The sequence below is a fragment of the Rossellomorea sp. ABR4_012 genome (assembly GCF_056159545.1).
Map to the genome: position 1 here is coordinate 314790 of NZ_JBSWVK010000004.1, position 14572 is coordinate 329361.

12 protein-coding genes are annotated in these 14572 nt (G+C 41.8%); all 12 read right to left on the reverse strand.

The annotated features are described in order from the left end of the window. Window positions 1-265: 265 nt before the first annotated feature. The 12 genes from ACXAFV_RS17590 to ACXAFV_RS17645 all read right to left on the reverse strand — a co-directional run bounded on the left by ACXAFV_RS17590 (window position 266) and on the right by ACXAFV_RS17645 (window position 14466). On the reverse strand, window positions 266-2632 hold the full coding sequence (locus ACXAFV_RS17590; RefSeq protein WP_475128372.1) for an FtsK/SpoIIIE family DNA translocase: 2367 nt from the start codon (window positions 2630-2632) through the stop codon (window positions 266-268). A 190-nt stretch (window positions 2633-2822) separates the two neighbouring features. Beyond that, on the reverse strand, window positions 2823-3029 hold the full coding sequence (locus ACXAFV_RS17595; RefSeq protein ID WP_475128373.1) for a YlzJ-like family protein: 207 nt from the start codon (window positions 3027-3029) through the stop codon (window positions 2823-2825). Beyond that, on the reverse strand, window positions 3026-3787 hold the full coding sequence (locus tag ACXAFV_RS17600; RefSeq protein ID WP_475128374.1) for a ClpP family protease: 762 nt from the start codon (window positions 3785-3787) through the stop codon (window positions 3026-3028). Before ACXAFV_RS17600 ends, ACXAFV_RS17595 begins: the two co-directional genes overlap by 4 nt. Before the next feature lie 170 nt (window positions 3788-3957). Continuing rightward, on the reverse strand, window positions 3958-5625 hold the full coding sequence (locus ACXAFV_RS17605; RefSeq protein ID WP_475128375.1) for a ribonuclease J: 1668 nt from the start codon (window positions 5623-5625) through the stop codon (window positions 3958-3960). Window positions 5626-6298: 673 nt separating this feature from the next. After that, window positions 6299-7168: a 4-hydroxy-tetrahydrodipicolinate synthase gene (gene dapA, locus ACXAFV_RS17610; RefSeq protein WP_475128376.1), complete on the reverse strand. Its 870-nt coding sequence runs from the start codon at window positions 7166-7168 to the stop codon at window positions 6299-6301. Window positions 7169-7192: 24 nt separating this feature from the next. Then, a complete protein-coding gene (gene dapG, locus ACXAFV_RS17615) occupies window positions 7193-8431 on the reverse strand; it encodes an aspartate kinase (RefSeq protein WP_475128377.1) in 1239 nt (412 codons plus the stop codon). A gap of 87 nt (window positions 8432-8518) precedes the next feature. Further along, window positions 8519-9565, reverse strand: a complete 1047-nt coding sequence (gene asd, locus ACXAFV_RS17620; RefSeq protein WP_475128378.1) for an aspartate-semialdehyde dehydrogenase — start codon at window positions 9563-9565, stop codon at window positions 8519-8521. Between the two features lie 180 nt (window positions 9566-9745). Then, entirely contained in the window at window positions 9746-10339 is a 594-nt protein-coding gene (locus ACXAFV_RS17625) for a dipicolinate synthase subunit B (protein ID WP_475128379.1), read from the reverse strand. Next, window positions 10336-11238: a dipicolinic acid synthetase subunit A gene (dpaA, locus tag ACXAFV_RS17630; protein WP_475128521.1), complete on the reverse strand. Its 903-nt coding sequence runs from the start codon at window positions 11236-11238 to the stop codon at window positions 10336-10338. The genes ACXAFV_RS17625 and dpaA overlap by 4 nt, the downstream gene beginning before the upstream one ends. Window positions 11239-11800: 562 nt before the next feature. Continuing rightward, on the reverse strand, window positions 11801-12034 hold the full coding sequence (locus ACXAFV_RS17635) for a YlmC/YmxH family sporulation protein (RefSeq protein ID WP_475128381.1): 234 nt from the start codon (window positions 12032-12034) through the stop codon (window positions 11801-11803). Between the two features lie 121 nt (window positions 12035-12155). Next, window positions 12156-13397, reverse strand: a complete 1242-nt coding sequence (locus ACXAFV_RS17640; protein WP_475128383.1) for a M16 family metallopeptidase — start codon at window positions 13395-13397, stop codon at window positions 12156-12158. Between the two features lie 31 nt (window positions 13398-13428). Then, window positions 13429-14466, reverse strand: coding sequence for a polysaccharide deacetylase family protein (locus ACXAFV_RS17645; RefSeq protein ID WP_475128385.1), 1038 nt, complete (start codon window positions 14464-14466; stop codon window positions 13429-13431). Between the last annotated feature and the right edge of the window lie 106 nt (window positions 14467-14572).

The window sequence follows — 14572 nt, forward strand, 5'->3', positions numbered from 1 at the left end:
TATATCACATTAGTGGATAAACTAGAATACAAGAAAATAAAGCGGTTTCATTTTGTCCATACGGTTAGTCATTCGTCTGTTATCTTCACATGCTTCATTAAATGTTACTGTTTATATATGGTTCTTATTTCACCTGTGATTTTCAATTTTCCAGTAGCAACCGGCCTTGCCTGCCCCCTTCAGAAGATCTGTTTTGAAAACCGCATTAAAAAAGTGAAGCTACCTCCTTGAAGGAAGCTTCACTCGATGATATTTAATCATTCCTTTATGCATTTTGTTCTTCAGAAGGTTTACCTACCAGCACAGTCCTTGGCTTGCTTCCTTCATATGGACCGACCACTCCTCTTACTTCCATTTCGTCTATTAAACGTGCAGCCCTTGTGTACCCTATTCTGAATCTGCGCTGAAGCATGGAAACTGAGGCAGTTTGCATTTCGGCAATCAATTGGACAGCATCGCTATACAATTCATCTTCAGCTTCACCGCTGCCTGCTTCCTCAGGTACATCATCAGGAATCATTTCTTCCTGATATTGCGCTTTTTGTTGGGATATCACGAAATCCACCACTTCCTCCACTTCTTCATCCGATAAGAAAGCGCCCTGGACCCTAGTCGGCTTGGAAGCGCCGACGGGCATGAACAACATATCTCCACGGCCTAATAACTTTTCAGCTCCACCTGAGTCCAATATGGTTCTGGAATCCGTTTGCGAAGATACAGCAAAGGCGATACGGGAAGGTATATTCGCTTTAATCACACCGGTAATGACATCCACAGATGGCCTCTGAGTGGCGATTATTAAGTGGATACCCGCTGCACGAGCCATTTGAGCAAGTCTGGTGATGGCATCCTCGACATCGTTCGAGGCTACCATCATCAAGTCAGCCAACTCATCTACAATAACCACAATATACGGAAGCAATGGCTGCTTTTCTTCATTTTCTATATTCTGCCTTTTTATATAGTCATTGTATCCTTCAATATTCCTTGTTCCTGTGTGAGAGAATAATTCATAACGACGTTCCATTTCACTGACAACCTTCTTTAATGCTTGTGAAGCTTTTTTCGCATCAGTGACGACCGGGGCAAGCAGATGTGGTACTCCATTGTACACATTTAATTCAACCATCTTCGGATCGATCATCATCAATTTTACTTCATGGGGTTTCGCGCGCATCAATATACTTGTAATGATCCCGTTGATGCATACACTCTTCCCGCTCCCTGTGGCACCTGCTACAAGCAAGTGAGGCATTTTATTAAGCTCCGCCAATACTGCTTCACCCGTTATGTCCCTTCCAAGCCCGATCTGCAGTTTTGAGTCAGGCTTATTATGCTGCTTAGACTCGAGTACCTCACGTAATGAAACCATGGCGACTTCAGAATTCGGTACTTCAATCCCGATAGCAGACTTCCCTGGGATCGGTGCCTCGATCCGAATGTCTTTAGCAGCCAATGCTAAAGCTAAGTCATCACTCAAGTTAACAATTCTGCTCACCTTGACCCCGACATCCGGATGAACTTCGTATTTGGTTACAGCTGGCCCGAGATGGACCTGGGTCACTTTGGCTTTAACACCGAAGCTTTGAAATGTTCTTTCCAGTTTGGCTGCATTTGCATGTATCAACTGATACTCATTGCTTTGATCGGTCTGTTTAGGGCTTTTTAATAAAGCGAGCGAAGGTAATTTGTAATCTTTATTTTCCACTTCTGTGAACGTGATAGGCGGAGAAGTATCAGATTCACCTTCTTCCACTTTTTTGTTCTGGGTTTGAGCTGTCTGTTTTTCAGTTTCTCCGATAGAGGCGTTGGCTTCCTCTTGATCTTTTACTGCAGGTGAGCCCCCATAAGCTCTTTCCGCGAAATTTGAAATGATAGGCTCAATTTTCTCTTCTTCCTGCTCATTTTCGTGATAAGAAGGAGCTTCTTTCTTTTTCTCTGCAGTTTTTGCTTTTTGTTGTTTTTCCGCTTTTTTCTTTCCTTTGGATTCCTTCCAATCATTCATGTCACTCTTGAAAGCCACCCATTGGCCGCTCAAAAATACACGAAAACGAGCTCCGATTTTTCCCAATACCTCGCCAAGTGATTTTCCTGTTACCAGAATGATCCCTATTAAAATGAAGGTTGCACTCACAATCCGGGCACCCTGTGAATCAAACAGGAAATACGACACGGCAAATAAGACACTGCCAATCATCCCTCCCCCGAGATCTGAGGTACTGGTCTCTCCATTTACATCCATCCAGAACAAGTCCCATGTATTCATGATCACACTCGGGTTTTCAAACATACCGTTATTAGATAACAAATCAAATAGTTTCACATGACTTAAAAGTAAAAAACTTGCGATAATAATATAAAGTCCGAGTAAACGTCTACTGAATAATAAGGGGACTTCCCGTTTGATCATCAGGTAACCTGCAAGATATATAACCCATAATAATGCAGCCATATACCATTCCCCAAGAAAAAACCGAAAGAAATACACGAATGCCTTTCCCACTGCTCCAAGCTCTATGATGGAGATTAAACTTAATGCCATCAGAGCCAGTCCGGTAATCTCATATTTGATCGTTTGTTTCAGAGAAGCACTTGTTGAAGAACGTTTCTTTCGTTTTTTTCGTTTTGCCAATATGTTTCACCTAAATTCTATAAATTCTTTGTTGTTATGTAATTGAAGAAAGGGCTGATCACTTGGGGCATATCATGTGCCTAGGTGTCAGACCCTTCCCGTTAAAATGGAGTATTATTTACGTTATGGATATTTCTCTTCCACATTTATTATAGCATATCCAATATTTTCAGAAAATCCTCTTTCGTTCTTAATTCGTGATATATTCACCTGGACATATTGTACCGTTCAAATAATGTGCGGGGTCGCTGCTCATGATCCTAATAATTCGGTATTTATTTTCCACTCGTTGTACAAGAAGCGGCACACCCTGATGCTCTACCATCATCTGACCTGAGAATTCCGCAGCATCGGTTGGATAGATCTGCTCCTGTGGAACGGTTGTATATAGAATCATTGTATCAACCCTTCTTTTTTATCACTTTGCTTTTTGATATCGATCAATTCATTGATTTTCCGAATGGCTTCACCTATGCCTCCGATACCATCTATCAATCCATAATCAACGGCATCATCCCCCACTACATTCGTACCTATATCACGTGTGAGATTCCCCTTGGCAAACATGAGGTCCTTAAATGCTTCTTCTGAAATATTACTGTGCTTTGTGACAAAACTGACGACGCGGTCCTGCATTTTATCAAGATACTCAAAGGTCTGCGGTACACCGATGACCAGTCCGGTTAAACGTACTGGATGGATCGTCATGGTTGCAGTGCTGGCAATATATGAATGGTCACAGGAAACAGCAATCGGCACCCCAATACTGTGTCCCCCTCCCAATACAACTGAAACAGTGGGTTTTGACAGTGAGGCAAGCATCTCTGAAATAGCCAGTCCCGCCTCCACATCACCGCCAACAGTATTCAGGATGACTACCACTCCCTCTATTTTCGGATTTTGCTCTATCGCCACTAATTGAGGAATCACATGTTCATATTTTGTTGTTTTGTTTTGCGGCGGCAGCTGCATATGACCTTCTATCTGACCTACGATTGTCAGGCAATGGATATTTGAGTCCTGTGAAAGCTGAGGTACATTGGTTTGGCCCAATTGCTGTATCTTTTCCATTAAGCCTGATGGCTTGTCTTTTCCATCTTCTTCCCCTTTATTCGGCTGCTGTCCTTGATTCATGTGTAAATCATTCTCTTTCATAATGACATCTCCTTTTTCAATACGCTTCTCTTGTTATTATTTTTATATGAGTGCCATTTCATACTAACTATCGTTAGACTGAATAATGATATATTGCTTTATACACAAAGAAAAGAGCTATCCGCTAATGTTTAGACGGATAGCTCTTTCCATTAAGAATTCACTCACTTTTACACTTCCATGATGATCGGAAGGATCATCGGTCGTCTTCTTGTTTTATTGAATAGATAGTAATTAAGTTGATCGCGGATGTCCTGTTTGATGGCAGACCATTCAAAAGAGCCTTTTTGGAGATACGTTTGAACGACATCATTGACTATCCCGGATGCCCCTTCGATTAACTCCTCAGATTCCCTTACATAAACAAATCCTCGCGAGATGATCTCGGGACCTGCCACGATTGTTTTGGATTTGCGGTTAATGGTCACCACAACTGTGAATACACCATCTTCTGAGAGCAGCTTGCGGTCACGAAGAACGATATTTCCTACATCACCGACTCCGCTTCCATCGATGAGGACATTTCCCGCCTGTACCCGGCCGCTCATTTTCATTTTGCCACCTTTGTATTCAAGAACATCACCTTTATCCAAGATAAAGATTTTTTTATATGGCAAACCTATATCATGAGCAACCTTGGAATGTGCAACCAGCATTTTATATTCACCCTGGATGGGTACAAAATGTTTTGGTTTCATGATATTCAGCATGAACTTTAAATCCTCTTGACTGCCGTGTCCGGAAACATGCACTCTTTTATTCGCAGTCAGCACCTCTGCTCCTGCCCTGAATAACATATCGACCGTCCGGCCGATGATTACTTCCATACCAGGAGACGGAGTAGCTGTGATTAGTACCGTATCACCAGATTCGATATTAACGAGTCGATGAGTTTTCTTTGCCATGCGCTGTAATGCTTCAAATGGCTCACCTTGATTTCCGGTAGCAATGATGACAATTTCATCGTTTGGATAATTTTCAATTTCATCGAGCGTTATCATGATTTCATCCCGGATATGCAAATAACCGAGTTTTAATGCAACATCATATACTCGTTTCAAGCTTTTTCCCACAACCGCAACTTTACGGTTATTTTGTTCCGCTGCATCAAAAACTTGCTGCAGACGAATCAGATTGGATGCAAAGCATGCGACAATAATTCTCCCTTTAGCAGTACGGAAAGTTTCAGTCAGCTGATTGGCAATGACAGCCTCCGAAGTAGTATAACCCGGTCTCTCTGCTTCAGTACTGTCCGATAATAGACATAGCACGCCTTTATCGCCAATAGCAGCCATCTTGCCTAAGTCTGGCCTGTATAGATGTTTTGCAGACTGATCGAATTTAAATTCTCCTGTATGTACGATTACACCTTCAGAGGTATGGATACAGACCCCAACCGAATCCGGGATGCTATGAGTGGTTCTAAAAAAAGAAACTTGAACTCCATCGAAATTCAACAAACTGTCTGAATGGACATTGAAAAATTTCACATCTTCTTCAACCTGCGCGTCTTTTAAACGTGCTTTGACTAAAGCATTCGTCAATTTCGTCCCATACACTGGCGCTTTGATTCTGTTCAATACATACGAAATAGCACCGATACTGTCTTCATGGCCATGAGTCAGGAAGATCCCTTTAACCCGATCTTTGTGTTCGATCAGATATTGGATATCGGGTATGACGATATCGATTCCAAGCATTTCATTTTCAGGGAACATCAGACCTGCATCAATGATGAAGATTTCATGGTCAACTTCCACAACGTACATATTCTTACCGATTTCTCCTACTCCACCTAATGGAATTATACGGATTACCTCATTTTTTGTCTTACTCACAATTTGTGTCCTCCTATGCTGTGCTTCCCCGATCTATAATCAGTCAGATTCATTATACTTGATAACTTTTTTTAAGTACAACCAATTTTACCCTGCAAAGGAACGTTCAGGTTCTGAAGTGTTCTACTGGATAAAGTCGAAGTATGCATCATTTTTCTACGTAACTATTTCGATATCAGTTTAATAAATCCTTTATTTTCATGATATATTTTTCACTCGTAAGATGAGCCAGAGACAAAACTTTAAACACAAAGACGAACATTTCTGTGTAGGATTTTAATACCGCTATTGATTTCCGTGCAAAACTTCGCTTTCCGCGGGCGGGTGGTGAGCCTCCTCGTCGCATTCGCTCCTGCGGGTTAGAAATGCGGAAGGGCTTTGGTCAGAGGCGGGTGGCATAAGGCGAATCGGCCACGAAGGCGTTCTTTGCCTTCTTGGCCGATTCGCCTTATGCTATGTGCCTCTAAGCCCTGGAGCTGGACAAGTCTCACCTAACTCGCTCTTCCCCGCAGGAGTCTTCGTCTTGCACTCCAATCAACCGCTGGAATACTAAAAACTCAACTCATTTTTGAACAATATTAAAAAACCCGAACTATTAATGAATCCTAGAATTCAAAGTATAGTTCGGGTTTTCCTTGGTCTAAAACACTTTTGTCCCAGCCTATTTACACACTTATATCGTATTGATCAACTGGCTGAGCTTTGTTCTTTCAGCTTCAGATAATGGGATTAATGGAAGACGCACGCTACCTACATCCAGACCTCTCAATTGCAATGCCGTCTTTACAGGGGTTGGACTCGGGCTGGTAAATAACCCTTTCATTATCGGCAATAGCTTTTGATGAGTCTTTGCTGCAGCAGATACATTGCCTTCCACAAACTCTTTGACCATTTCCTGCATCTCGTTCCCGATGATATGAGATGCCACAGAAACGATTCCATTTCCTCCAATTGATAGGATTGGAAGCGTAAGGCCATCATCTCCGCTGTAAAGTGCAAAGTCTTCAGCAGTTTTTGAGATGATTTCAGTCATTGCATCCAAATCACCGCTGGCTTCTTTGACCGCAACAATATTATCGATTTCAGACAATCTAATGATGGTTTCCGGTGCAATATTTACTGAAGATCTGCCAGGGATATTATATAGCATGACAGGTAAAGAGGTTGACTCAGCGATGACTTTAAAGTGCTGAAACAACCCTTCCTGACTTGGCTTGTTATAATAAGGCGCAACCAGCATCACAGCATCGACGCCTGCTTCTTCAGCTTTCTTTGTCAATTCGATTGATGCATGAGTGTTATTGCTGCCTGTTCCTGCAACCACAGGGATCCTGCCATTCACAACTTTAACCACATGACGAAATAAAGCAACCTTCTCCTCTTTGGTCAATGTCGGCGACTCTCCTGTAGTACCTGCAACCACAAGGGAATCGGTACCATTATCAATCAAGTAATTAATCAACTGAGTAGTTTTTGTAAAATCAATATTACCTTTATGGTCAAATGGTGTTACCATAGCTGTTGAAACACGGCCAAAATTCAAGACTTACACTCCCCTTTATTAAATCTATCCTGCTTTGAATGTACAATGAGCCTTCTCTAATTGAAATGTATCATGAAGAGCATTCACTGCACAGATTAATTCACTTTCTTTCACCAGCACCCAAATCGTCGTATGGCTGTCTGCCGATTGTAGAATCCGAATACCATTATCTGATAAGGAAGTGACAATTGCTGAAGTGACTCCAGGCACTCCGGTCATTCCGCCCCCTACAACTGAGATTTTAGCACAGTTTTCTTCTACAACAGGATCATGACCCTTTTTCTTCAATATCGTTATTGCTTTTTCAGCAAGTGTCGAAGCTACGGTGTAGGTGACTCCCCGGGGGGAAATATTGATGAAATCCACACTGATCCCTTCATTTGCCATCGCCTTGAACACTTCAGCCTGAAGATTATACTGATCCTTTTTTGCGAATACTTTTATCTGAGTCAGTTTACTTACGTGCGCAATCCCTGTTACAGGATGGTTTCTGAATTCTTTATGTGCCTTCGTATTTTCTGCTGTCGTCACAAGTGTTCCTTCACCCGTTGAGTAGGTGGATCGAATTCTGATCGGAATATTAGAGTTCATCGCGATTTCGACTGCTCTCGGGTGGATTACTTTCGCTCCCTGATATGCCATATTACATACTTCATTATAAGAAACAACAGAAATCGGCCTTGCTTTTGCCGAGATTCGAGGATCCGCAGTCATTACGCCTTCAACATCTGTAAAAATATCAATGAACTCTGCTTTCAGTGCGGCTCCAAGTGCAGAAGCAGAAGTATCACTTCCCCCTCTTCCAATCGTTGTGATATCTCCTTCTTTTGTAGCTCCTTGGAAACCTGCAACCACGACAGCATCATGAATATCGAGCTCTTTGTATAGACGGCTGCATCGCATCTCAATGATTTTTGCATTATTAAAATCGCTGTTTGTGATAAAACCTGCCTGCGCCCCCGTTAACGCTGTAGAACGAATGCCGTTTTCTAGCAGCATATTCGAAAAAACCAGGCTGGAGATGATTTCCCCGCAGGATAACAGTAAATCCTGTTCTCTTTTACTGACGAGGGCATTTGTGCCCCCGATCAACGATAATAAAGAGTCAGTGGCATAGGGTTCTCCCTTTCTACCCATTGCAGAGACCACTACTACCACCTTATACCCTTTATCGATCGCTCCTTTAATATGAACAAGAGCCTTTTTGCGACTTGCTTCATCACGTACAGATGTTCCACCAAATTTTTGAACGATCACTTTCATGACTACACCTCATTGTCATTGTTCAAGAGGCATGGAGGGAACGAATTAGTTGATCATAAGGAACGAATAGTAGAATAATCCTCTTATTTATTTCACCAATCCCAGTTTTACTAAGCTTTCAGCAATCTGTACTGAATTCCACGCAGCGCCTTTTAATAAATTGTCAGAGACAATCCACATGTGGAATCCTTTATCTTCATCTAAATCTTTACGAACTCTCCCTACGAATACATCAGGCTTTCCTACTGCGTAGGCAGGCATAGGATATACTTGTTCTTCAGGGATATCCTCAAGCGTTACACCTGGTGCATTTTTCAGCAAGGAGTGCAGCTCTTTAACTGAGACAGATTCCTTTTCTATTTCAATATATACACTTTCAGAGTGACCTGTTACAACAGGCAGCCTCACGCATGTTGCGGATACCTTAAGAGAAGGCATATGCATGATTTTCTTCGTTTCATTAATCATTTTCATCTCTTCGAATGTAAAACCATTGTCTTGGAACATATCAATTTGAGGAATGGCGTTAAAGGCAATCTGATAATGCTTCTTATCACCTTTCACAGGCAATACCGCAGGTTCGAATGATTCTCCATTTAATATCGCCTGTGATTGTTCGTGCATTTCATCTATTGCAGCAGCACCGGCTCCTGAAACTGCCTGATAAGTAGATACTATTACTTTCGTTAAACCATACTCTTTTCTGAGTGGTTCAAGAGCAGCTACCATTTGAATCGTTGAACAGTTTGGATTAGCAATGATACCATTATGAAGTTTGATGTCTTCTTCATTAACTTCCGGTACCACAAGCGGAACATTTGGATCCATACGATAGGCACTGGTATTGTCCACCACGATTGCACCGCGTTTAACAGCTTCGGGAGCAAGAAGTTTTGATACACTTCCCCCTGCACTAAATAACGCAATGTCAACACCTTCAAAGCTTTCTGGCTTAGCCTCTTCAACCGTCCATTCTTTCCCTCTGAAAGTTACGGTTGAACCGGCTGAACGGGCAGATGATAATAAAGTCAGCTTTTTTATCGGAAAATCCCTTTTATCTAATGTATGAAGCATCTGTTGTCCTACAGCACCTGTAGCACCCACGACTGCTACATGAAAACCACTTGTATTCAAAACTCTTCTCTCCTTCCAACCATTTATGTTTTCTCATAGTAGTATCAAACAATTTAGTCTTTTACTATAATAAAGGTTATTTTAACATAAACAATTATTTGACAATAGTGGTTTTTTGATGATTTATTAATCTGCATGAAAAGAAGGCCATCCAACTACAGATGATAGCCTTCAAATCGATTAATCTAAGAACTTTTCAATAATGACTGGCTGGAGCTGTTTTCCTTCAATAGCTGCTTCAATTGTTTCTTGTATGAGAGTCATTCTGGCAACCATTGACTTTGGTTTGCTTTCAGGAGCATCCTGACCAAATGGAATAAAATAGATATCTTTGGTTGATATCAGTCTCATGAGATTAATTCCGTTCAACCCTAATGCATCATTTGTAGAAATCCCCAAAACAACAGGACGATGATTACGGAGGGTAGCTTTTGCAGCCATAAGCACCGGTGAGTCCGTCATGGCATTTGCAAATTTACTCATCGAGTTGCCAGTTAAAGGAGCAATCACCATACAATCCAAAGGAATTTTAGGTCCTAATGGTTCTGCTTTCACGATTGAATCAATCACCCGATGCCCTGTTACATTCTCAATCCTCTTGATCCAGTCTTCTCCTTTTCCGAACCGCGTTTCTGTATTCATCACCGTAGAAGTCACAATGGGCATGACCTCCGCTCCGTTATTAACCAGCCTTTCGATCTCAGGGAATACAGCATCGTACGTACAATGTGAGCCCGTTAATCCAAATCCGATTCGTTTTCCTTTAATACTCAAGATAAGCTCTCCTTTCCAGAATCAAAATCTTCTTCAAGAAGCTGCGCCAATACATTGGCTAATATTTGACCGGCAGTTTTTGGAGCTACAATTCCTGGCAGCCCCGGTGCCAACAAAGCTTTAATCCCTCTTTTTTCTGCATAACGGAAGTCGGTGCCTCCCGGTTTTGATGCCAAATCAATGATCAAGGTGTGCGGGGGCATCTTAGCAATTACATTAGCTTTTACAATGGAAGTAGGAATAGTATTAATGCAAATATCACAGTTCTCCACCTCTTTTGTTAAATGATCAAGATGGAATGCTTCCAGCCCCATTTCAGTGATTCTGGCAAGGTGCTCGCTTTTACGTGCTCCCACTTTCACCTTTGCTCCTAAGTTATTGAATGTCCTCGCTACACTCATGCCCACTCTCCCCAAGCCCAATACGACGATTGAAGAGCCATGTATCGTAAAATCCGTATGTTGAATAGCCATCATAATTGTCCCCTCCACTGTGGGAATTGAATTATAGATGGCGACATCATCTCTCTCAAATAGCTGAACCAGTTTCCGGTTTGTTGAAATAACTACATTATCCAAGTATTTATTGCTTATTCCTGAATAGATCGTACAGTGCTCTGGCGTTTGCGATACGATAGCTTCACTCAGACATATTTTTTCATTCGAAAAGATCGTATCAATTTCTCCTTGTAGATTCGTGCCGGGTACAGGTAAGATGATGGCGTCTATAATTGAAAAGTCTACCTCATCTAACTTTTCCTTCGTAGCCCCTGTAAAGGCATGATCTAACTGTTCAAAACCAACCAGAGAAATCTTCGCATCCAGCTCTGTAAGCTTGCGTATGATCTCCAGCTGACGAGCATCTCCGCCTAGAACTGCGATCTGCATTCCGGTCAACATCACTGCTTTCACCTTCTTTTAACATAATCGCTATTCTAAATCCCTTTTCACTTCAACAGTGTATGTTATCGAGACCTAATGGGTGAAAAGAAAAGCGGAGGCGGCTTGTTTAGAGGCGACAAGCATAAGACAGGGCATCCATAAAGCCGCTCTTTGCCTTTTTGGATGGCATGGCTTATGTCTCGAGCCTCTAGCCGCCGGAGCTGGACAATAAGAAAAGCGGAGGGGCTTTGCTCAGAGGCGGGTGGCATAAGACGAACCAGCCACTAAGGTGTTCTTTGCTTTCTTGGCCGGTTTGGCTTATGGCATGTGCCTCTAAGCCCCGGAGCTGGACAATAAGAAAAGCGGGGGCGGCTCGCTCAGCCCCGACAAGCATAAGATAAATGGGCCGGGAAGGCGTTCTTTGCCTTCTTGGACTATTTATCTTATGACCTCGAGGGCTAGCCGCCGGAGCTGGACAGTGAAAAGCGGAGGCGGCTCCCTCAGAGGCCACAAGCTCGTATAAATAAAATAAAAAAAGAACGGGGCTTTTCCCCGTTCTTCCTTCAAGTCAATATATAGGTTAATCGGTTGATACCTCCAAGATGATCATATCCGTACCAATCGTCCTGATTTGATGCCAAGGGACCCTGATTTCTCCTCCTTGTTTACGCATCCACTTACCTGTAGGTATGACCAAAGCATGAATCTGGCCTGATTTGTCATTAAACTCTAAATCGGTTTGACCAAGAACGCCAAGCCTTTCAGCTTTTCGATAGTCCACAATTTCCTTTCCGCTCAGCTCACTCAACCTCACTGTAATCAATCCTCCTATTTTGCTCTGTAGTACAATGTATACATTGTCTTGTACGTTTAGAAGGACTTTCTGTCCGAGGAAAAATAAAAAGCAGGCTTTCACCTGCTTTCATTCAATGAATTTATTGTTTAAAGTTCTTTGGAAGATTCCCATCAGGACTGATCAGTGCAGCTGCATAGTCATCTGTAAAAATGTCCTTTGCGACACGATTGACCTTATCCATAGTAACTCCATCGATCTCTTCTACAATCTCATCCAGCGTCCGATGACGTTTTAATAACAATTCATTTTTCCCGTTTCTGCTCATACGGCTGTTTGTGCTTTCCAAGCTTAACATCAAGTTTCCTTTCAGTTGTTCTTTGCTGTTGGTCAACTCTTTGGAAGTGATGCCTTCTGCTTTTAAGTCTTCAAGCGTATGGTGGATTGTATCATATAATTGGTCTAATTGATTCGCCCCTGTTCCTCCATAGATGGTTACCATACCACTGTCTTGATAAGCGGAATGATAAGAGAATACGGAGTATGCCAATCCCCTTTGCTCCCTGACTTCCTGGAAAAGACGGGAAGACATGCTCCCACCGACGATATTATTTAATACGATCAGATTATAAATATCACTGTGGCCAATTTGAAGACCATCGAAGCCCAGGCATAGATGAGCTTGTTCCGTATCTTTCTTGCGGGCAAGTTTATTGTACTTGAATGAAGGCTGAGTTCTCTCCTCAGGTCCTTTTCCGCCTTGATATGAGCCAAATAGCTTTTCTACATCCTTTATGAAGCTCTCGTTTACATTTCCTGCTACCGAAACGACCACTTGATCGGGAGTATACATTTCATGCATATATTGCTTTAATTTATCCTGATCAAACGTACTCAGCGTTTCTTCGGTACCCAATATTGGATAACCCAGCGAGTGCTGTTCATAAATAGCCTTACTTAGTAAATCATGTACGATATCATCAGGGGTATCTTCATACATTTTTATTTCTTCGTAAACTACATTTTTCTCTTTTCCCATTTCTTCTTCATCAAATGCGGAATTGAAAAACATGTCAGACAATGTATGTAGTGCATATTCTGCATGATTATCAAGCACTTTCGCATAGTAGCACGTATATTCTTTAGAGGTAAAAGCGTTTACCTGCCCCCCGATACTATCAAATGATTCTGCGATTTCTCTGGCCGACTTGGTTTTTGTCCCTTTAAAGAACATATGCTCAAGAAAATGCGATATACCATTGTTATCGTGCACTTCATTCCTTGAACCGGCAGCGATCCAAATACCGATCGCGACCGATCGGACAGTAGGGATTTCTTCTAATACGATTCTTAGTCCATTTTGGCAAGTATGTTTCTTAATCAAAAAGTGTTCCTCCTATTCATGATGCAGCAAATTATAAGCTTGTATTTACATTCCCATCTTTAGAAGAATGATCGATCTCTTCCAGAATCCGTTCTTCTTTAAATAAACTTGAAATGGTACCCAGCCGCAGCTCTTTGTCTTTAATTTGAACAATTAAGCTGTTTAACGAGTTTGCTGTTGAAGCGGTTGGATGCATAAGGACGATGGCACCTTTATGCATCTTTGACATCACACGGTTGATTAGAACATCCGGCTGAGGTTTTTGCCAATCAATTGTATCAATACTCCACATGATGGTGCGCATATCCATTTGGTGAGCGATTTTGACTACTTCATCCCTGTAACTTCCGCTTGGCGGTGCAAACCATTTCACCTTCTCTCCGGTAGTCACTTCGATGATCTCATTTGTTTTTTTCAACTCATCGATTACTTTCGATGTTCCGAGTGTTTCCATATTCGGATGGGAATAGGAATGATTCCCTATTTCATGACCTGCATCCACTATCATCTTTGCTAAATCCGGATTATTCTTTACCCACCTGCCCTCTAGAAAAAAGGTAGCATAAACGTGATGCTTTTTCAAAGTAGCAAGCATATCGGGAATATGTTCATTACCCCATGCAACATTTATAATAAAGGAAACCATGGGCTTATCGGGATTTCCACGGTATACCGGGGAAGGGGGTAAATCCGACAAATGGATTTCCGGTGCAATTTGTTTATAAACAAGCTTCTCTTCAGAAAAACCGGGGTCCTTCTTCATATTATGCAACGATTTATCAATATCTATTTTTACTCCGTTATAACCTGGAGTCGCCTTCCACACAGGATCAATCTTGGCATTTTGAGCAGGAAAAGATTTGTTTTTTGCTGCTTCCTTGATTTTTTCTGTTAAATCTTCATTACTAATACTGCCGCTTACAGCTATAGAGTTTATACTTCCGTTTACAGCTGCTGATTGCTGTTTCAAACTGAGAACATATTGATCTGTTAATGGATTTTCCACAGCTAATATTGTCAGAATAGCAATAACACAAATTCCAATCAAGTATTTTTTTTCCACCTGCATACACCTTCCTTCCTTTTAAACATATGAGTTTAATGGACAAGGTAGAACGCAGTTTAAAATCAATAGAAAAAGGCTGCCTGTCGGAAGAATGATCTCCTTACAGGAC